Origin of the sequence: Coprobacillus cateniformis (assembly GCF_009767585.1) — a bacterium.
GTDB classification, from domain to species: Bacteria; Bacillota_I; Bacilli_A; order Erysipelotrichales; family Coprobacillaceae; genus Coprobacillus; species Coprobacillus cateniformis.
Map to the genome: position 1 here is coordinate 836,090 of NZ_WSNW01000001.1, position 19,913 is coordinate 856,002.

Annotated in this window: 21 protein-coding genes and 3 tRNA genes; 4 read left to right on the plus strand and 20 right to left on the minus strand. The window is 30.8% G+C overall.

From position 1 onward, the window contains the following. Window positions 1-33: 33 nt before the first annotated feature. The 18 genes from GQF29_RS04215 to GQF29_RS04295 all read right to left on the minus strand — a co-directional run bounded on the left by GQF29_RS04215 (window position 34) and on the right by GQF29_RS04295 (window position 14,148). Window positions 34-498: a hypothetical protein gene (locus GQF29_RS04215; protein WP_008790889.1), complete on the minus strand. Its 465-nt coding sequence runs from the start codon at window positions 496-498 to the stop codon at window positions 34-36. A 45-nt stretch (window positions 499-543) separates the two neighbouring features. Next, window positions 544-807, minus strand: coding sequence for a hypothetical protein (locus GQF29_RS04220; protein ID WP_160340740.1), 264 nt, complete (start codon window positions 805-807; stop codon window positions 544-546). A 5-nt stretch (window positions 808-812) separates the two neighbouring features. Continuing rightward, window positions 813-968: a hypothetical protein gene (locus GQF29_RS18350; protein WP_008790914.1), complete on the minus strand. Its 156-nt coding sequence runs from the start codon at window positions 966-968 to the stop codon at window positions 813-815. Between the two features lie 59 nt (window positions 969-1,027). Then, entirely contained in the window at window positions 1,028-1,414 is a 387-nt protein-coding gene (locus GQF29_RS04225; protein WP_008790913.1) for a hypothetical protein, read from the minus strand. 324 nt (window positions 1,415-1,738) lie between these two features. Next, a complete protein-coding gene (locus GQF29_RS04230; protein WP_008790727.1) occupies window positions 1,739-2,215 on the minus strand; it encodes a hypothetical protein in 477 nt (158 codons plus the stop codon). 285 nt (window positions 2,216-2,500) lie between these two features. After that, window positions 2,501-2,576: transfer RNA gene (locus GQF29_RS04235), tRNA-Ala, on the minus strand. Between the two features lie 21 nt (window positions 2,577-2,597). Then, window positions 2,598-2,674: transfer RNA gene (locus GQF29_RS04240), tRNA-Ile, on the minus strand. 19 nt (window positions 2,675-2,693) lie between these two features. Further along, a tRNA-Ile gene (locus tag GQF29_RS04245) sits at window positions 2,694-2,770 on the minus strand. Window positions 2,771-2,904: 134 nt separating this feature from the next. Beyond that, on the minus strand, window positions 2,905-5,883 hold the full coding sequence (locus GQF29_RS04250) for a GGDEF and EAL domain-containing protein (RefSeq protein WP_008790728.1): 2,979 nt from the start codon (window positions 5,881-5,883) through the stop codon (window positions 2,905-2,907). Between the two features lie 4 nt (window positions 5,884-5,887). Next, complete coding sequence (locus GQF29_RS04255; protein WP_017144119.1) at window positions 5,888-7,306, minus strand: extracellular solute-binding protein; 1,419 nt, start codon at window positions 7,304-7,306, stop codon at window positions 5,888-5,890. A gap of 64 nt (window positions 7,307-7,370) precedes the next feature. Further along, window positions 7,371-8,039 (minus strand): N-acetylmuramoyl-L-alanine amidase family protein, encoded by a 669-nt coding sequence (locus GQF29_RS04260; protein ID WP_017144118.1) that lies wholly within the window; start codon window positions 8,037-8,039, stop codon window positions 7,371-7,373. 134 nt (window positions 8,040-8,173) lie between these two features. Then, complete coding sequence (locus tag GQF29_RS04265) at window positions 8,174-8,497, minus strand: hypothetical protein (RefSeq protein ID WP_008790731.1); 324 nt, start codon at window positions 8,495-8,497, stop codon at window positions 8,174-8,176. 137 nt (window positions 8,498-8,634) lie between these two features. Continuing rightward, on the minus strand, window positions 8,635-9,258 hold the full coding sequence (locus tag GQF29_RS04270) for an HAD family hydrolase (protein WP_008790732.1): 624 nt from the start codon (window positions 9,256-9,258) through the stop codon (window positions 8,635-8,637). Next, window positions 9,245-9,583 carry an inorganic diphosphatase gene (locus tag GQF29_RS04275; protein WP_008790733.1) on the minus strand — a complete coding sequence of 113 codons (339 nt, stop codon included), beginning with the start codon at window positions 9,581-9,583 and terminating at the stop codon, window positions 9,245-9,247. Before GQF29_RS04275 ends, GQF29_RS04270 begins: the two co-directional genes overlap by 14 nt. A 2-nt stretch (window positions 9,584-9,585) precedes the next feature. Continuing rightward, window positions 9,586-11,094: a 4Fe-4S dicluster domain-containing protein gene (locus GQF29_RS04280; RefSeq protein ID WP_008790734.1), complete on the minus strand. Its 1,509-nt coding sequence runs from the start codon at window positions 11,092-11,094 to the stop codon at window positions 9,586-9,588. 91 nt (window positions 11,095-11,185) lie between these two features. Further along, window positions 11,186-12,250 carry a GNAT family N-acetyltransferase gene (locus GQF29_RS04285; protein WP_008790735.1) on the minus strand — a complete coding sequence of 355 codons (1,065 nt, stop codon included), beginning with the start codon at window positions 12,248-12,250 and terminating at the stop codon, window positions 11,186-11,188. A 570-nt stretch (window positions 12,251-12,820) separates the two neighbouring features. Continuing rightward, complete coding sequence (locus GQF29_RS04290; protein ID WP_017144117.1) at window positions 12,821-13,159, minus strand: DsrE family protein; 339 nt, start codon at window positions 13,157-13,159, stop codon at window positions 12,821-12,823. Between the two features lie 2 nt (window positions 13,160-13,161). Continuing rightward, window positions 13,162-14,148 carry a DmpA family aminopeptidase gene (locus GQF29_RS04295; RefSeq protein WP_008790737.1) on the minus strand — a complete coding sequence of 329 codons (987 nt, stop codon included), beginning with the start codon at window positions 14,146-14,148 and terminating at the stop codon, window positions 13,162-13,164. 145 nt (window positions 14,149-14,293) lie between these two features. Between GQF29_RS04295 and GQF29_RS04300 the strand changes: the two genes are divergently transcribed. Further along, on the plus strand, window positions 14,294-16,471 hold the full coding sequence (locus GQF29_RS04300) for a DNA topoisomerase III (protein ID WP_117598824.1): 2,178 nt from the start codon (window positions 14,294-14,296) through the stop codon (window positions 16,469-16,471). Window positions 16,472-16,502: 31 nt separating this feature from the next. On the opposite strand, the gene GQF29_RS04305 is transcribed toward GQF29_RS04300, so the two are convergent. Next, window positions 16,503-17,003 carry a putative immunity protein gene (locus GQF29_RS04305; protein WP_017144116.1) on the minus strand — a complete coding sequence of 167 codons (501 nt, stop codon included), beginning with the start codon at window positions 17,001-17,003 and terminating at the stop codon, window positions 16,503-16,505. A gap of 215 nt (window positions 17,004-17,218) precedes the next feature. Between GQF29_RS04305 and GQF29_RS04310 the strand changes: the two genes are divergently transcribed. Genes GQF29_RS04310 through GQF29_RS04320 form a run of 3 tightly spaced genes read left to right on the plus strand, consistent with a single transcriptional unit; the run spans window position 17,219 to window position 19,189 of the window. After that, window positions 17,219-18,061, plus strand: a complete 843-nt coding sequence (locus tag GQF29_RS04310) for an AraC family transcriptional regulator (RefSeq protein ID WP_008790740.1) — start codon at window positions 17,219-17,221, stop codon at window positions 18,059-18,061. A 13-nt stretch (window positions 18,062-18,074) separates the two neighbouring features. Beyond that, complete coding sequence (locus GQF29_RS04315) at window positions 18,075-18,476, plus strand: SRPBCC family protein (protein ID WP_008790741.1); 402 nt, start codon at window positions 18,075-18,077, stop codon at window positions 18,474-18,476. After that, the gene (locus GQF29_RS04320; protein ID WP_008790742.1) at window positions 18,473-19,189 is read left to right on the plus strand and encodes a DNA alkylation repair protein; all 717 of its coding nucleotides are present in this window, start codon (window positions 18,473-18,475) and stop codon (window positions 19,187-19,189) included. Before GQF29_RS04315 ends, GQF29_RS04320 begins: the two co-directional genes overlap by 4 nt. 28 nt (window positions 19,190-19,217) lie before the next feature. Here the strand turns inward: GQF29_RS04320 and GQF29_RS04325 are convergent, their stop codons facing one another. After that, window positions 19,218-19,811, minus strand: coding sequence for a uracil-DNA glycosylase family protein (locus GQF29_RS04325; RefSeq protein WP_008790743.1), 594 nt, complete (start codon window positions 19,809-19,811; stop codon window positions 19,218-19,220). Window positions 19,812-19,913 lie beyond the last annotated feature (102 nt).

A 19,913-nucleotide genomic window follows, 5' to 3' on the forward strand; every position in this document is an offset into this window, starting at 1 on the left:
ATTATTAAAGATATTGTTTGGCAATATCTTTTCTTATTTATAAATTCTTGAATAAAGATCCGTTTCTAAAGTTCTAAAATTATTCATTATTGAATCATAGCTATATATATCAAAAATTCCTAAATCTCTTAAAAAACAAATTTGATTTTTTAATTCTTCAATTTCTTTTACGGTACCATTAAAATATCTTATTTTTTCATCAAGTGTAAATTTATTATTAAAATAATCTTCACAAAAACTAGAAATAATTGTTTTCATTCCTTCAATTCGTGCATTTATTTTATCTTGCATTTCCATTTCTACAATAAAATCATATGAACAACCTTTAAATTTTTTTGATTTATAATTTGCAATCATTCTATTATTATCTTCTATTGTAAATGCATATCCATCTTCTTTAGCAAGAAAATCAAGCTGTTTCACAAAATTACTTACCGCTTTGTGAAGTAGATTTAAAGTTATATCTTTTTCCACCTTAACATTTACATTAATCTCCATTGTTTTACCTCCTTATCATATGAAAAAGGAACTAACATTTTTTTATTAGTTCCTTACCTTTAATTTAACATTTGAATAAGCAAAAGCAATATCAATAATATACAACGTTTTCTCATTTTCAACAACATAATACAGTAATTTGAATTTATCTATATATGCAATTCTTAATAAATCATTATTGTAAAATGTTGGTTTACTTCTTGGAAAATCACATATCATTTTTGTTATTCTTTTTGATATTCCATTTAAATTTATATTATTTTCTCTAAAAAATATTAATACACTTTCATCAAATTCAATTTTATACACTTATCTTATTGTTCCATGAACTTTAAAGCCTCTTCAAGAGAATATGTTTTTCTCTTTCCAGCTTTAATATCTAAAACTTTTTGATACTGTTCTTTCACATATGGATCATCACAGTTTTTGATTAATTCTTCTACTTCTAACGTTTCATCTACAGTCTCCATATATTTCACCTCTTTACAATAAGTATATCATATTTTTTAAAGATTTATATATCTTTTTTTTAATCCAATAGATTTGCTTGAATTTTATTGCTTAACAGTTCTTCAAGTTTAACCAGTTCTTCATAATGACTATTTGCATACTTGAAGAATGGTTCACCTACATCTCTTGTTCTTGCTTCAACTAAATTAATTGCATTCCAAGCAATTTCTTTCAATACTAACACATCCGACATATCCATTGTAACACATGTTTTGCTTAACGATATATAATCTTCTGGTCGTTCATCTGCAAGAATTGAATTAAAAACCTCAACATATAATTCATCTGAAATCATTTCATCAATATCAGGCAAATATCCAAGAGTACATCTTAAATACCCTAATACATATTCTTCAACAACATCTAATACTGTATTACATTCTTTTAATAACTCTGCTACTATCATAACTTTTGCCTCCATATGAAAAGAACAATATTATTTTTTAATACTGTTCTTTATAAATAACTATTTAAAATTAATATCGTTTAACAATATCAATATATTTACTTTTTCTTTTTTTGATTATCGGTTATCGTCCTGATTAATTATAGATGGTATCAAACCATATAATTTTTTTAGCTATGTCATTTATTAAATAAATCACATAACATTTCTATCGCTAAAAATTATAAAACAATAACTATTTTTTTATAAGTCGCGAACCTTTGATAACGCAGATTGGAACTGCTTTTATTCACTTGTCAAGGTTCTGTTTCAAAATTTATTTTATTATTTCTTTTGTTGCTCCTGTTGCATTTGAGCGACTGGATCAGCAACTTGTTTCATGGATTGAACGATTTTTTCAACCTCTTTGATATCTACTTCTTTAACGGTCTCTGCTTTATAGCTTTGCACTAATTGAGCAAATCCATTACCACCACTCACGTAATGTCCTACGACAACATCTTCAAAATCAACAAATACTTTTCCTAGAGGGTTGTTATTCATTTTATGAGTTAAGACATCTAACAAACCTTTATTAGGACCTGTAGCTGTAACGTTAACAGTAATTTGTTTATTATTGAAGTGATTTGTGCACTTCACAGCAAACACGTTATACTTGGTATTTCTACCATCAACTTTTGCACTCTTTTCAGATGGAGCATATCCATTAAACTCCATAATAAGTAAACGCTCACTTAATTTATTGACAACAAAGTCAGTTAAAGCTAATTCTCTTTCGATAGTATTTACAATTTTCAACATATTTTCTTCACCTATTTAACCTTTTCTATTTTCTTTTTACTAGTTTCTATTTACTAGTTTCTATTTTCTTAACTTTTCAAATTTTTATTATTTTTTTGATTTGTAACGAGACTTAAATGTTTTGATATTTATATTGCTAATCTATTTGTTATCTCCTTTCTACAGCAATACACTTGATTTAATATCTGTAGAAATAAAGATTTATAATTACATTCATTTTTATAAACAAAAAACTCATGCAAACTATGTTATCTAAAACATAATTCACATGAGTATGTGTCTTATTGGTGGAGCTTAGCGGGATCGAACCGCTGACCTCCTGCGTGCAAGGCAGGCGCTCTCCCAGCTGAGCTAAAGCCCCAATTCCTATATAATTTATATATGGTGGGCCTGAATGGATTTGAACCATCGACCTCACCCTTATCAGGGGTGCGCTCTAACCAACTGAGCTACAGGCCCATATAATAACAGAAATTAATGGTGGGCCTGAATGGATTTGAACCATCGACCTCACCCTTATCAGGGGTGCGCTCTAACCAACTGAGCTACAGGCCCATTAATGACTGCCCTAATATATTAGCATAGCACCTATTTTTCGTCAATACTTTTTTGTATTTTTTTCAATTAAAATCGACTCTTCAAATTTACATATTCTTTCTATTTACTTAAGAAAAGAGATAAGTGATCACTTACCTCTTCATATCATTTAATTCTAATAATGCTTTCACTGCATTTTCATCTGGAACTGGTGGTACAAATTCCGCCTTTGCAAAATAGAAGCCTTGAACATAATCTATATTCAAATAGAAGGCTACAGTTAGCTCTTGATATGTCTCAACACCCTCAGCAATGACTTTCTTATTTCTTTCATGACAATAAGCGACAATATTTTCTACAATTTTCTGTTTGTCAATATCTTTATCAATGTCTCTAATTAAATCCATATCAATTTTAACATAATCAGGATTGACGATTAAAAGATTACGATTACTATTATAACCACTTCCATAATCATCCAAAGCTGTCTCAGCATTCCAGTGTGTTAAGATTTCTTTTTTAGCTTCAAAACAATTTTTATTATGTTCCTCATCTTCTGTAACTTCTAATACAACTTGACCTAGTATATCTGAATATTTCTTTTCCAAATTTTCTATTTCAAATAATGGTAGAATTTGATTAGATATAGAATTAATAAAAATCTTCTGTGTTGAAGAAACATCACCATTGCGATAATATTCTGCATAAGCACGCAGTGCTTCTTGCCATGTTAAAGTCTCTATTTTATTTAACTGAAGTTCAAGTTTTGCAAGTGAGATAATCTCTTGAGTATCCCTCAGTGTTGGATGTGTTGAACGCATTAAAGCTTCATAACCAAAGACATTTCCTGTATGCATCTCAATAATAGGTTGAAATGCATATTTTATCATTCGACCATCAATCAATTGATAATAGTCTAATCTTTTCTTCATAATATATGAATTATTCTCATAATCTGTAACATTAAACATTGCTATTTCACCCTTACCAGAATGTTTAACAGAATACATAGCATAATCAGAATAACGTTGGAGTTCTTCAAATTGAGTACTATCGCTTGGATACCATGCAATACCACCTGAAAGGTAAACCTTCACTTCTTTATGATTAGATAAAGTCAATATACTTTGAGCAATACCTTGTTTAAGAATTTTTAACTGCTCATTTATATCTTCTTTTGTATCATAACCATAATAAAATAGATAGAATTCATCACCAGATGTTCGTGAAACAATTGTACTTTCAGGTGAAAACTTTTTAAATATATTTGCTGCTCCTTTAATATACGCATCTCCACAATCATGGCCATATTTATCATTAATAGATTTCAAATTATCTAAATCCATCATAACTAATGCCGCAATTTTTAGTTTTTGAACATCTATACTGAATAATCTTTTCATTTTTCGTTGAAATGCACGACGATTGATGAGTCCTGTTAAAACATCATGATCTCTTTCATGTTCAATAACTTGTCGTTCTTTAATCATATCGCTAATTTCTTCAACCAATCCAACATATTTATGTTGATTTTGTGTATAACGTAATCGTAAATATATATTTTCATTTTGGGATTGAATATGATAGATATATTCATTTGCATTTTGAGTTGGTGATGCACAATTATCAAACACTTGAAATAGTTTTTTAAATTCTTTTGGAGTCATCGTCTTTGTATCAACATGATTCATCATAAAAATATCAAAGAACCCATCAGTTAGAAATAATTCATCCTTATCAAAATCCACTTCAAATCCAGCTAGATTTGTATTAGCCAAACGAATAATATTTGTAAAACGTGTTGCAGAATCTAATACATCATTACTCATCTTTTCAATTGCTTGAATAAGCTGATCAATCTCAATAATATTTGTTTTTTCTATATTAACATGTGATACTGCCTTTGAAGAATAAGAAATGCGACGAGCCAAATCTATAACTGGCTCCGCAATAAATCTTGCAAGAACAAATGATAAAGCTGCTCCTATGAGAATGATAAATGCTATAACAACATAAAACACACTCATAAGATGTTCTGTAAAACCATATAGTTCGCTCTTATCAATAATCCCCATCAATACCCATTTTTGACTTTCATATGGTGTATTACTATTATAAAGTTTTAATATATGAGGAGAGCAATAGATTGAATTATTGATATAAACTTCATTTTCACCTGACACATTAAGTATCGAAAATTGATCAATTTCACGTGAATAATAAGGTCCATTTAAAAACATTGATTGATATGTATTCTCTTTTGTTTGTAATGCAAGCATATAGCCACCATTACCACTATTTGATAATTCATCATAAGCTAATGTTTTTTGTAAATAAGCAAATGAAATATCAATTCCTATCATACCATATATTTTTTGATTATAAATAAGTGGTAAGACATAAGAAATTCGATAATTCTCACTATTATAGAGTTTATAAGGCTGTAGCCAGCATCCAACATCTTTTATATCAAAATCTGGATTTTCTAAAACCAAATGAAAGTTTTGAAATAATTCTTTATATTTATTCATATCTTCTTGACGAAATTCAAAAGATGGTTGCCAAGATGTATCAGTTGGTATATTTAAATTATCAATCAATTGCACTGGACAACGCGCCAATAACAAATCAGAATTTCCTGATTCATATGAACCTTCTGGATCATTATCCATAACATAAAAACCAGGATAATGCTGTGTATCACTTGCTGTGAATTGACCATCACTTAAAAGAATATACGCACCTGTTGTTCCATGATTCCTCAAAAGTGTAATCACTTCACCTGATACTTTCTTTAATAGCAATTGACTATCATCAGATGAATGAGAGAGTTTCTCTAATGATATTTGATTTGTTTTTACTAAATTTTCAGTAATAGCATTAATTCTATCTATTTCCACATCTAAATTAGACCATTTTGAAACCATTGAAGTTTGTAAATCATGAGAACGATTTGAAACCTGTTGATCAAAAAGATTTCGACTATTATCATCTAATTCACCAAGAATATCATAATAACTCGCTATTCCTACAATAAAACATGCAATTAAAGAAACCAGTAAACACATTGGTATAAAAATACGTCTAAATAATGAGTTCTTCTTTATTTTCGAACTTTTCTTTTCTCTCATCAGTCTATCCTACGATATCCTTTAATCCCTCATATACCTCTTTATACCATTTTTCAAAATTTTCATTATTATCGTATGCTGCAAAAACTTCATCCTGACTCTTACCTGATTCCAAAGCATGTTCAACTTTTTGACGATCTGATTTTGCTTTATCTTGTAAACATTTTTCTAATTGGGAACGAAGTTCAGTTCCATTTTCAAAGGCTTTTGTTGTGTAAAGTTCCATATTATTAACAGTATTCACTGAAACCTCTATAACTTCTTTCATTAAATCAGAATGAATATCTGTTGTTTTTTCAATAGTATCAATTTGATTTGCTTTTTTTGTTACTGGAAGATACCCTGAATCTATTGAAAATTGAATGTTTTGTTCCTGCTGTGTAAACCACTTTAAAAATTCTACAGAGCCTTCAATATGGGCAGCATCACCATTTGTAACAACCATACCTGCCCCTTGTTGAACTGCATATCTTTTCCCATCTTTAAACAACGGAACTTCCATAACCTTGACTTCTATTGGATAGCTTTCTTCATCATTGACAATAACTTGATTTGGAAAAAATGTTGCACCAGAAGAAGATCCAACAAAACTGATAATGTTTCCAAGTTTCACATCATCACTTCTAAATCGACCTTCAGCAGCAAAATATCCATGAATATATGGTGTATAATAATAATCCCATAATTTTCTAACAGCTGTTTTATCAAAGTCTAATGTTGCTTTACCATCTTTGACTTGAATAATATCATGACCTAATTGCTTCAATCCTATAACAATATAATTGGCAAACGCATCTCTACCAAAAAATGCTTTTCCATCATTTGGTGTTGATGTCAATCCATCAGTATACTCATAATACTTCTTTGAGACCTCAACCAATCCTTCAATTGTTGATAAATCTTCTATTTGAACTCCAGTGGCATTCGCAAATTGATTAAAATCAGTCATATTCAACATCATAATTTCTGTTGATTTCGCAGTTGGAAAAATTTTTAATCCCCCATTAAACTGTCCTTCTTCAATATAACCAGGAATATATTGAGAAAGTTCTTGTTCTGTAAAATGTAAACTTAAATCCTCAACAATTCCTAAAGCATCAACTTGATATGCAGTATCAGCATATGCTGCAAAAATATCTGGAACTTCTTGAGCTCCCACTTTTTTATTTGCTGCATCTCGTACACTTTGACCAAGTTCATTGACATTACCAAAACCTGTAACTTCAACAATAATACCCTTTTCTTTCCCTACTGTTGCATTAAATGATTCAACCAAACCATTAAATGATTCCATTTGCTTGCCAGTATAATAGTTCCATAATTTAACTGTTATTGGCTTATCTGGGTCCAAATAAGTTTTTGATGTACACCCCATACACAAAAGAAGTGCTAAGCAACATATCATTTTTAAACTTCTTTTCATAATAAAACTCCCCTTCATTCATAACTTAATCATACCATTATTCAAAGGAGTTTACAATATTTTCCTATCCCCCAGAGGACAAGGACTTCTGATAATTCTCAATTCCATCACTTATAGCCACTGCTAATTTCTTATGATATTTAGCGCTTTTTAATTGTCCACGTTCATTTGCATTAGAAAGGAACCCACACTCGACCAAAACGCCTGTGGATTGTGTAGCACGCAAAACATAAAACCCACAAGAAGAAGTAGGCTTCTTTGTTCCTGTAACAGGTTTCATACTATCATGTATACATTTTGCCAAACGCTCTCCCTCTTGGCTTTTTCTATAATAAAAAACTTGTGACCCCCAAGCCCCTGAAGATGATGAATTTAAATGAATACTTAAAAAAAGATCAGGTTTATATTCATCTATCTTCAAAACTCTTAAATACATATCATCTTGTTTTGAATAGTTATAATTACGTCTTGTCATATCCTGATCATCAGTACGTGTCAGATAAACAGTTGCCCCTCTAGACTCCAATTCACTTTTTAAAGCATAACAAATCTTCAAATTTAATTCATCTTCATTGACTTTTCCAACACTTGCGCCATTATCTAATCCACCATGTCCAGGATCTAACACAATAACTTTTTTAGCTAGACTTTGTGATGATGAAACACTGACAACTGGTTTGTACATCAACGAACACAATGCAAACAACATAATAAACGGTATTACTTTTTTCATATCATCACCCATATTATCATATGTTTTGATTACAATCGTATTCCATAAATCAAATATTTTATACTTTCTCAAATAAATACTTGTGAAAATTTAAAAAAGCATCTAAAATTCAATAATTCTAGACGCTATTTTTATTAATATTCTATTTCGTCAGCACCAAAAAGAGTTTTTACACACGAAAGCGCTTCATCATAATGAGAATATGGTACATAAAACTGATAAGTCTCTAACATTGGTCCTATCTTCAATGACATTCCTGCTCCCATTGAACTGGCACAATAATAAGGAACATGATGTTCTTCTAAGAGTTCTTTTAACATATCGGCATCGGCCCAAAGTTGTTTCTTTTCTATCAAGAAACAATCATCATCTAAATGTGCCTCTTTTAATTTTTCACCACATTGTAAACAGATATCCTGATCATAAATCAAGTGACATTTTTGACAATAATATTTCATTATTACTCACTCCTTTTCTCACTCATATTTCAAGTATATTTTTATAGATAAAATAAGTGCTGATATAACTTTGGATATTCCTGAAATTCTCTTTTTTCATCTATATAATCCTGATGTTCTTTTAAGTCATAGATATCTTATAAAAGTTTTAATAACTCTAATGGTGTTTCAAATATATAAGTTGGCTCATCTATTCCCTTACTAGAAACACTTCCCCACTTTGCATATCCAAAGTCCATATGTGCATTTTGTGAAGCCAAATAATCTGAAAGAGCATCACCAATATAAATTGCCTCACTAGGCTTGACATTAATCCTTTTCAAACACTCAAACAATGGTTCTGGATCAGGTTTATGTTTATCTGTATCATCAGCTAATATAGCAACCTGCATGTATTGATCTAAACCTTTATCAACAAAATCAATTTGATACTGTTTTGTTGTTTTAGCAGAAACAACAGCTTGAATAATTTTCCCATCAAATGCTTTAAATACATCTTCAAAACCATCATATAAAGTTGCTCCTTCTTCATATTCATTAACATATTGAACCCATCTTGCATAAGTTTTTTCTTTATCTTTAACTTGTAGTTCTTCCATAACCTTCATACCAGGATATGGTGCAAACTTTAATACGTCTTCAAATGTCCAGTCTTCGCCTGTTTCTTCTTTAATAATTTTTATTAATGGATACATATTCATATTTAATGTATTTAAAACTGTTCCATCTATATCATAAATAATTGCTTTATATTTTTTCATCTGTTTCTCCTACTTTTCTTATGAGTTTATGTTCGAAATATTGTTCTTGAAAGGCAATGGCACTTTCAATCTCTTCATCAGTATATTTATAAGACGATGCTACGACCCACTTGTCTTCAACATCATTTATCCTATGAATAACAGCAATCACTTCACCTTCAAATTTATCAATAGGTTTTTCAACCCCAAGAATATATGCATCTTGTTCTTCACCATCACCACCCATAACATCAGGTATATAACCATAATTAATAGGATAATATAAATCTGGATGTTCAGGATGATAAGTTCCCATTTTCCTATCAACAATCACTTTTACGCTCATTGTTAATCCTCTACAAGTTCTTTTAAACGACCTGCATACTCACTTTCCTGAGACCCCTTCATATCAGAAGAATTCTTAAATTTATTAACTGCGCCTTTAGCTCGTACAATTGACTGTAAAGTTCCTGCTCCTGCAATACATCCACCAGGACAAGCCATACCTTCCAATAAATAACCATCATAAATACCTTTTTTTGCATCTTTTAACATTTGTCTGCATTTCTGTAAACTTTCTTCAGCATGAACTTTGACATCTAAATCTGGATGTTCTTGATGAATACAATTGACAACTGCCTGAGCAACACCACCACTTATAGCAAAGCCACGTCCATCAGCACTTGCTCCAGTTAATTCTTCTGTTTCAGTAAAATCATCAAAATGAATATCTTTGGCTTCAAACATTCCCATAACTTCTTCAAATGTCAAAACAAAATCAACATCACTTCTTACAGATTTTCGAGATGCTTCCAATTTTTTAGCAGCACATGGACCAATAAATGCAACTTTACAATGTGGGTGGTCCTGTTTAATCATTCGAGCAGTTAAAACCATAGGTGTTAATGCCATAGATATATAAGATTTAAATTCTGGAAAGAGTTTTTTCGCCATAACTGACCAGGCTGGGCAACATGATGTTCCCATAAAGGGCTGTTGATTTGGAACCTTTTCTAAAAAATCTTCTGCTTCTTCAATAGTACACAAATCAGCACCTATTGCAACTTCTACAACATCTTCAAATCCAATGGCTTTCATTGCGCCTTTTAATTTCTCAGGTGTCACTTTTGGACCAAGCTGTCCAACAAACGCTGGTGCAATAGCAGCAACAACTGAATATCCCTGATTCATTGCTGTAATTAACTGAAAAATTTGCCCCTTATCACTAATTGCTCCAAATGGACAATTCACTAAACACATACCACATGATACACATTTATCATAATCAATATCAGCATGACCATGTTCATCTGTTTGAATTGCATCCATACCACAAGCCTTAGCACATGGACGTTCCATTTTCATAATAGCACCATATGGACAATTCTTTATACATAATCCACACTTAATACATTTTTCTTGATCGATAATACTGCGCCCATTAATAATGTCTATTGCTCCTTTTGGACAGACCTCTTTACAAGGATGAGCCAAACATCCCTGGCAAGCATCTGTCACCTTAATCACATTATCTGGACAAGCATGACATGCAAACTTAATAATATTAATTAAAGGTGGCTCATAATACTTTTCAGCAATAGCACTTTCACTAATTCCAGTTGATAAAATAGTATGTTGATCAACAGGTCGCAATGGTAATCCCATTGCTAAACGTAATCTTTCACCAACGATTGCACGTTCTAGGAAAATACTTTCACGATAAGTCGCAACTTCTCCAGGAATAATCTTATATGGCAATTCTTCAATGACCGAATAATCTCCATCATATGCCATACGAGCAATTTCAGTAAAAATCTTTCGACGAATATCTGTAACTGATGAATAGACTCCTCTCATAACTCCATACCTCCTATTTCTCTTATATCATAACATTTTTACGTTTCAAGCAAAATAGAAAGAGTCTATAAGATAAAAAAAGAAAGACATTTTAACAAGTCTTCCTTACATATGTGATTATTTGGTCATCATAATTTCTTTTTTGAAATCGTAATTTTTCCAACAAACGTTGTGAAGCTATATTTTTCTGAAAAGGTTTAGCATAAACATATTGAACATTCTTCTCAATATACAACTGCTGTATAAACTTTTCAAGAGCAATTCCCATAATACCCTGATTCCAATAATGAACATCTAGCCAATAAGCAAGTTTTACAACATTTTGGCTATCAAAAAATCCACCTATACATCCAACAATTTCCCCATCCAAAAGAACAGCTTTCACATCATCATGAGACTGACTCAATATTTCCACCATTTTTACACATTCATCTAATGTTTTTGGAAAACCTTTATCCATATATTGATATAGTTCATGAGAAAAAGAGTGTTTATAAAATATTTCTCCATCATTTTTATTCCAACAACGAAATGTGATAGGCAGATACTTTTGATAAAGGATATCTCTTGCATCTTTTATATTTTGATGAGGATAGAGTAATTGATGATTTTCAAAAAGATAACGAATATATTCATAACAAGCTTTATCTAATGATATTTCAAGTCCTTTTTCAATGCGTTCTAGATAGGGTGGTATTCCTTCTTGATCCCAAGCAATTTTATCAGCTAAAAATAAGATCATATCATATGATGACGGACTCGCTTTTAAAGTTGTATGACAAGCAATAGCACTTAAAATACGTTCATCCCAAATATCAAATATATCTTGTGCAATCCATTGAGAGACCATTTGATGTAGCAAAAATGGATATTTCTCTTCTGCTTTATCTAATAAATAATTATTTTCAATAGCCATTTTTTTCATATCATTTGGATTTATTATCACACTTATGTCATGTAATAATGCACTTTGTAAACAGATATCCTCATTCACATGAAATTGTTTAGCTAATTGTTGGCTCTTTTGAGCAACTGCTAATATATGTTCTTTTGTTTTAATCTTATGATGTGAATCTAATAACTGACAAACATTGAAAACAAGACTTTCATTCTTTTCTATCATATTTACATCTACATACGCATTAAAATCAATCATCTTACTTACTCCTCTTCAATTTTATGAATAATAATGACAACAACTTGTAATGAGATATCTTTTCCTAGACAATCCAAACATTCTTCCCAATATATATAGAAAAACTATATGATCCAACCTATTTTCTCAAATGATAAGATATAGGATGTGTCTCTATATCAATGATTTGTTTCAATCAAAAACTTAACATTGATTTCTTTCCTTCCAAAATGAATTTAATGATTTCTTCTGTTTCAAAATGATCATAATCACCATCAGGATAATAATATATAATCCTCTGTGCCTCATTTCTCTTTTAGCACTCTAATCATTTTTCTTCACCATAAATCTTGATAAATTTAGCAAATGTGCGGACTCTTAACTTATTGAGCATATGATTATCACATGGAAACTTATAGCATTCAAAGCAACCATTAAATCTTTCTTTTTGACAGCATTGAAAACACTGACACTACTCTTTATCTTTACATCCAACTTTGCGACAACCTGGACAATCTTCTGCTTCACTACAAAGACAGCAAGCTAATCCACAATAAACCAATCCTTTTCTTCATTCACTATATTTTCTCCTTATGGCTTAATATAAGCAAATCCCTGATTTTGTTTGACAGCCAATTCAACAACGCCAGCTCTCACCACAAATACACCAAATATAAGTTGATGAGATGATAATGATTGTGCATTTAAAGCATTTTGACATGCAACAACCGTAACACCATTATCAATCATAAAAAGGATATCATGCTCAATATCACTCTCTTTTTTTAAATCAGTGACTGCAATACTATTTGCTAAAACCTCAATTTCAAATAATTCATTATTTTCTTGCGCATATGATAACATGTTTTTCACATTTGCTATACATTTTTGCCATTTCTCTAATTCGTCTACATGATAAATAACTTTCATATTCATTCTCCCCCATTATATTTATTTTTCATCATATCCTTAAGACTATATCGTATATGCTGATCTCTACCAATACATGTCTTAGAATACAATAAAGAATTCATAATTGCCTCTTCTCCAGCATCAATGGCTGCCCTAAAAACAAAATCAATACAATTTTCATGAATCTCTTGAATTGTCAAAAAATCCTGATGATATTGATGTGGTATCACTTGAGCTGTTGAAAAAGCAATCGCAATATCTCCACTCCCATTCCCAAGATGTGAACCTAAACGACTTAAGGGTACACTCATTCTTTTACAAACCCTTTTTAATTGTCGTGATGACATTGGAATATCAGTTGCAATAACCATTATAATTGAACCCTGCTCAAGAATATCAGAACTACACTCCTGATGAAAAGGTATAAAATCTTTCATTAAACCAAAATTGGATAGTACCAAAATACCAATAGTATAGTCTTTTTGATTCAGTGTCACAATACGTGAACCTGAACCAATTCCACCTTTCATCTCAAAACATGACATGCCACTTCCAGCACCCACGCTTCCCTGCTCAAATATAATATTAGCATTTTGAATGGCTTCAAAAACATGTTGCTGCGTAATTGCACATGCTCTAATATCATTTAAATAACCATCATTGCATTCACCAACCACAACATTAACTGTACCAGTCTCTTTACCGATTGTTTTATCAATTGATAACATATATTGAACCAATGCCTGCTGAACAGTTCCTACACTTAATGTATTTGTCAATGCAATAGGACTTTCTAATGTTCCCAACTCATTTATCTGGAGCAATCCTGTTGTCTTTCCAAAACCATTAATAACATGACTCGCAGCAATCAATTTGTTTTGAAAGATATTATCATGACTAGGTAACACCACAGTCACACCTGTATGCAAATGTTCACTTTCTAAAGTACAATGTCCAACTCTTATACCCTTTACATCTGTAATTGAATTATGTTTTCCTTTTTTCATATATCCCTCTCTTTTGATCTCAATGTATCTTATTATCAATTATACTTAATAATTCGACAAAAAACAATCAACACTTCTTCACACGTTTTTCTTTAAAAGATAAGAAGATGTGTTACAATAGAGAATAAAGAAATGAGGGATTGATATGTCAAAAACATTAGTATTAGCTGAAAAACCATCTGTTGGTAGAGATATTGCAAGAGTTTTAAAATGTCATAAAAAAATAAATGGAGCATTAGAAGGAAATCAATATATTGTGACTTGGGCATTAGGTCATTTGGTAACATTAGCTGATCCAGAAGCTTATGATAAAAAATATAAAAGTTGGAACATGGATGATTTACCTATTATGCCTAAAAAAGTTTCACTTGTTGTGATTGGAAAAACAGCGAAGCAATATAATGCGGTTAAAACCCAAATGTTACGTCAGGATGTCAAAGACATTGTCATTGCGACGGATGCAGGTCGTGAAGGTGAGTTGGTTGCAAGATGGATTATTGATAAAGCTCATGTCAAAAAACCTTTAAAACGATTATGGATTTCATCAGTAACAGATAAAGCTATTTTAGAAGGCTTTAAACATTTAAAAGATGCTAAGAATTATGAATCATTATATCAAAGTGCTTATAGTCGCAGTATTGCAGATTGGTTTGTTGGTATTAATGCAACACGTGCTCTCACATGTAAATATAATGCACAATTATCTTGCGGAAGAGTTCAAACGCCTACCCTTGCTATGATTGCAAAACAAGAAGATAATATTAAACATTTTGTATCTCAAGATTATTATGGAATAAAAGTTCTTGCAAATGATGTATGGTGGACTTGGCAATCTGCGCAAAAAGAAACACGTATTTTTTCACATGAAAAAGTAGTAACACTTCAGCAAAAAATTTGCAATCAACCACTAAAAGTGACTGATGTGAAAAAAACCTCTAAAAAAACTTATGCACCTTTGCTTTATGATTTAACAGAACTACAGCGTGATGCAAATAGGATATATGGATATTCCGCTAAAGAGACGCTTTCAATTATGCAAAACCTTTATGAATATCATAAGGTTTTAACATATCCTCGAACTGATTCTCGTTATTTAACAGATGATATTGTTGAAACAATTAAAGAAAGATTAGAAGCATCACGAGGTGGTGACTATGATAATATCATTCATAAGATTTTAAAGAAACGAATAAAGAAACAATCACACTTTGTCAACAATAGCAAGGTGAGTGATCACCATGCGATTATTCCAACTGAAGAACCAGCAATGTTAGGAAGTTTTACTGATGGAGAAAGCAAAATATATGACTTGGTTTTAAAGCGTTTCTTATCTGTTCTTTTACCTGCATATGAATATGAACAAACGATAATGACTGGTTCTATAGCAAATGAAATATTTATGACTAAGGGAAAAACTGAAAAAGCTATGGGTTGGAAAGAAGTTTATGGAAAAACTTTAGATGAGGATGAAGATGATCAAACGCTTCCAATTATTCAAATACAACAAACATTACAAGTCACTGAGATAAAAGAAACAACAGATCAAACACAGCCACCTGCTTACTTTAATGAGGCTACACTTTTATCAGCAATGGAAAATCCAGTTAAATTTATGCAAGCTTCTTCTAAAACTTTAAATGAAACTTTAAAGAACACTGGTGGTTTAGGGACTGTTGCGACTCGTGCTGATATTATTGATAAGCTATTCAATACCTTTCTTATTGAAAAAAGAGGACAAGATATTCATGTCACTGCCAAAGGAAGACAATTATTATCACTTGTTCCTAATGATTTACGTTATCCAGAATTAACTGCCAAATGGGAATTAGAACTCTCACAAATTGCTCAAGGAAAGAAACAATCACAAAAATTCATACAAGACATTCGTCAATATACAGAAGTTATTATTCAAGAAATCAATGAAAGTCAAGCAACTTATAAACATGATAATTTAACAACAAAAAAATGTCCTGAATGTGGTCAACCACTTCTTAAAGTCAATGGAAAAAAGGGTGAAATGTTGATTTGTTCCAATCGTGAATGTAAGCATCGTGAAACTTTATCTTTGGTAACAAATGCAAGATGCCCTAATTGTCATAAAAAATTAGAACTTGTTGGTTCCGGTGATAAACAAATGTTTGTCTGTAAAACATGTGGTTATCGACAACAAATGAGTGCTTTTAAAAAAGAGCGTGAAACAAAGAAAAACATGGCAAATAAGCAAGATGTCAAAAAATATTTAAAACAACAAAAACAGGCATCAACTAGTGTTGAAGATTCACCATTTGCTGCTCTTCTTGCTTTAAAGGACAACTTAAAATAGAAAGAAAAACATTCATCGACTGAATGTTTTTTTAACAATACCATTTGACTTTCACAGGATTGACTTCATCATTAACAGCAATCAATTGAAAAGAATAAAGGATGTCCTTAAATTTTTCTTTAGCAAGTTGATCATATTTTTGCTTTGATTCAAATAATCCGACTTCACTATACACAATTGCAGCAACTGCATAAAAAGTAAATCCCAATGCATTTGTTGGTGTATCATATGTTGCACATGCTGTTAAAATAGCACGTATAGCTGCCATATTAACAGGATCATGAACATCTTTTAAAATGACTTTTGTATCTTTGAGAACTTTTTTTAATTCTTGAGATGTTCTCTCTTGATTGATATATTGTCGTGAAGTCTGGATTGCTATTTTCATATCCTCAACAAAAGCATGATGACATAACATGAGTACATGTTCTTCCACATAATCCAATGCCCATTTTGCTAGTGTACTTGCACTTTGGGTTTCAATCATATTCATTAAAGATACAAGAGTTGTATCATTAATATTTCCTAACATTTTTCTTAAGCCTGCCATAATATTTAAGATGATTCTATAATAATCTATATAAGAATCATGCGACTCCTTTCTTTATTTATAATCATAACATATTTTAAAATCACTAATAGTTAACTTTTATTCTTTATTTTCTATAACTCTCTTTTTTTATATCTTTAATGAGAGGTCATTTTAATTATAAAGTGTTATACTAGAAGTAGATGATGGAGGTACATATGGAATGGATTGATCGTTTTAATCAAGCAATTGATTATATAGAAGAACATCTCATAACTGAAATAAATTATGAAGAACTTGCCAAAATAACAAACTGCTCTAGATATCATTTTCAAAAAATATTTCTCTATATGACAAGTATATCACTCAATGAATATATTCGTAAACGTCGTATGTCTCTTGCTGCTGTTGATCTACAAGATCTCAAAATGAGAATTGTTGATATAGCTTTTAAATATGGTTATGAATCACCCACCGCCTTTAATCGAGCTTTTCAATCAATACATGGAATTGCCCCCTCAACACTCAGAAAAGAAGGAATTGAACTTGTTGCTTTTCCACCCCTTCATTTTTCATTTTCTATTCAAGGATTAGAAGAACTCCATTTTAGAATCGAAAATAAACAATCTTTTCAGATTATCGGAAAAAGTTTTCCTTTAAATAAAGAACTATCAGAAAATTTCTTAAAGATTCCTAAACATTGGAATCAAGCTTTAGCTGATGGCACATTAAAACAATTAATGGAAATAAACAATTGTATGCCAACAGGACTATTAGGAGTCAGTATACATTATCACGACGACTGGAGATATTTTATTGCAGTAAGTTCAACACTATCCCATCCACAATTTGAAGAATATACAATTGATAAGGCAATGTGGGCAGTCTTTTCAGGTCAAGGCAGCAATAAAACTCTTCAGGATTTAGAACGCCGTGTTATTACAGAATGGTTACCAACCTCAGGTTATGAGTACGCTGATATCCCAGATATAGAAGTTTATATTAAGGCGGATCCTCAAGATGCTATTTATGAATATTGGTTGCCAATTATAAAAAAATAAAGGAGTTATAAATATGGTCATGACAAATATTAAAGCAACATTTGCATGTGATATCAAAACAGTATGGAAAATAATCACTTCACTTGAAGATTATGCCTGGCGAAGTGATATTTCAAAGATTGAAATTGTAAAACCACATCAACAATTTATTGAATATACAAAGGATCTTTATCCAACGATATTTACAATTACAGTATTTGAACCTTATCAACGTTATGAATTTAAAATGGAAAATAGTCGTATGATAGGTTATTGGACTGGTTTATTCAATCATAAGGATGGTTTCACAACAATTAATTTTACTGAAGATGTTACTCCAAAAAAGACTTATATGAAGCCATTTGTGAAAGGCTATCTCAAAAAGCAACAACAAACATATATTCATGATTTAAAGAAGGTATTAGAGACTCTATGAATTATCAAGACATTATTCATCAACTTCATAACTTATCTTCTGAAAAATATAAATCGCATATCATAAAAATGGGAATTCCTGCATTAAATTGCTTAGGCGTTCCTCTCCAAGATATTCGTCAGCTTGCAAAAACAATTGGACATTCAAATCAACTTGGCTTTCAATTATGGAAAAGCCAATATCATGATGCGAAATTGCTAGCAGTTTTGATTTTTGAATATAAGCAGATGACATTTGATGATATTAATCTTCTCATAAAAGATGTTATATCTTGGGATTTATGTAATCATCTTTGTAAAAATCTTATTATCAAGATAAAGGGATATCAGTTACTGATTCCACAATGGGTAACATCTCAGCATATTTATGTCAAAAGAGCAGCTTTTGTTTTATTAGCATGTGATGTGATTCACAATAAAAACATCCTTGATTCAACTTTAGATACTTATCTTCATTTTATTAGAGATTATTCACATGATGAACATATCCATATTAAGAAAGCAATTTCTACAGCTTTAAAAGAAATAGGCAAAAAAGATTTTGACTATCATGAAAAAGCATTATTATTATCATATGAATTGATTCAAGATGGAGATAAAGTCCAAAGATGGATTGCTAATGATGCAAAAAAAGAACTTGAAAAACTTGTGAAAGTTCAAGGGCGATCAAGATTAATATCACGTCATTCATTAATGGGTAAAGAGGAGCATTAAAGGACAAAATGATTTTGTCCTTTTTGTCTTAATAAATAATTTTCATCATTGTTTGAATATCCTCAGAAGCCATTTGGAATTTTGATTTTTCAATCAGTATATTAGCCCCTGTCATAATATATGAAGGAATGATTCTTACATCATTAAAATAGAATTCACTATCTCTAAGTTTGTATGTAGACATAGCTGGAATAACATTTTTCTTTGTTATTTTCTTTGTAATCATATTAAAAGCTTTTTTAGAGACATCTCCCATCAGCATAATTACCCTTACATTTGGAAATAAAGCAATTTCTTTTTCTAAAAATAGCAGATTAGCTTCAATAACTTCTCTTGGAATGGTGTATTCTGTTTTTGGTATCTTTACAGCATTTGTGATATAAACCCCTAAATCAAGTATGTCCTTAATTGAAGATACATTATACCCAGCTTTTTGAAAAAGTGGTATTGTTGTTTTGAGATAATCTGCATCATATTGTCCATAAAAATCCTGATATGGATCTGCTGGTACAACTTCATTAATCATGATTGCTTTTATTGATAGAGGATCAACATCAATATCATTAAATTGAAAATGTTTTGAGGTATCATTGATTTTCTCTAGTTCTTTTTTTATATTCACATTTTCTGCTCCTTTCTTTTTTCTAAGATTACTCTCTATTGATTATAAACTATTTTATCATAGTAAACTTGACAGAGTCTGTCATGAATATGAATAAATTTG

Coding starts and splice junctions, on each gene's coding strand:
- GQF29_RS04270 (WP_008790732.1), bottom strand. CDS start 9,258: ATGAAAAAATATAAAGCAATTATTTATGATATAGATGGAACAGTTTTA.
- GQF29_RS18350 (WP_008790914.1), bottom strand. CDS start 968: ATGGAGACTGTAGATGAAACGTTAGAAGTAGAAGAATTAATCAAAAAC.
- GQF29_RS04310 (WP_008790740.1), top strand. CDS start 17,219: ATGGAATGGATTGATCGTTTTAATCAAGCAATTGATTATATAGAAGAA.
- GQF29_RS04265 (WP_008790731.1), bottom strand. CDS start 8,497: ATGAAATATTATTGTCAAAAATGTCACTTGATTTATGATCAGGATATC.
- GQF29_RS04285 (WP_008790735.1), bottom strand. CDS start 12,250: ATGATTGATTTTAATGCGTATGTAGATGTAAATATGATAGAAAAGAAT.
- GQF29_RS04295 (WP_008790737.1), bottom strand. CDS start 14,148: ATGAAAAAAGGAAAACATAATTCAATTACAGATGTAAAGGGTATAAGA.
- GQF29_RS04305 (WP_017144116.1), bottom strand. CDS start 17,003: ATGTTAGGAAATATTAATGATACAACTCTTGTATCTTTAATGAATATG.
- GQF29_RS04300 (WP_117598824.1), top strand. CDS start 14,294: ATGTCAAAAACATTAGTATTAGCTGAAAAACCATCTGTTGGTAGAGAT.
- GQF29_RS04250 (WP_008790728.1), bottom strand. CDS start 5,883: ATGAGAGAAAAGAAAAGTTCGAAAATAAAGAAGAACTCATTATTTAGA.
- GQF29_RS04280 (WP_008790734.1), bottom strand. CDS start 11,094: ATGAGAGGAGTCTATTCATCAGTTACAGATATTCGTCGAAAGATTTTT.
- GQF29_RS04320 (WP_008790742.1), top strand. CDS start 18,473: ATGAATTATCAAGACATTATTCATCAACTTCATAACTTATCTTCTGAA.
- GQF29_RS04290 (WP_017144117.1), bottom strand. CDS start 13,159: ATGAAAGTTATTTATCATGTAGACGAATTAGAGAAATGGCAAAAATGT.
- GQF29_RS04225 (WP_008790913.1), bottom strand. CDS start 1,414: ATGATAGTAGCAGAGTTATTAAAAGAATGTAATACAGTATTAGATGTT.
- GQF29_RS04315 (WP_008790741.1), top strand. CDS start 18,075: ATGGTCATGACAAATATTAAAGCAACATTTGCATGTGATATCAAAACA.
- GQF29_RS04230 (WP_008790727.1), bottom strand. CDS start 2,215: ATGTTGAAAATTGTAAATACTATCGAAAGAGAATTAGCTTTAACTGAC.
- GQF29_RS04275 (WP_008790733.1), bottom strand. CDS start 9,583: ATGAGCGTAAAAGTGATTGTTGATAGGAAAATGGGAACTTATCATCCT.
- GQF29_RS04215 (WP_008790889.1), bottom strand. CDS start 498: ATGGAGATTAATGTAAATGTTAAGGTGGAAAAAGATATAACTTTAAAT.
- GQF29_RS04255 (WP_017144119.1), bottom strand. CDS start 7,306: ATGAAAAGAAGTTTAAAAATGATATGTTGCTTAGCACTTCTTTTGTGT.
- GQF29_RS04260 (WP_017144118.1), bottom strand. CDS start 8,039: ATGAAAAAAGTAATACCGTTTATTATGTTGTTTGCATTGTGTTCGTTG.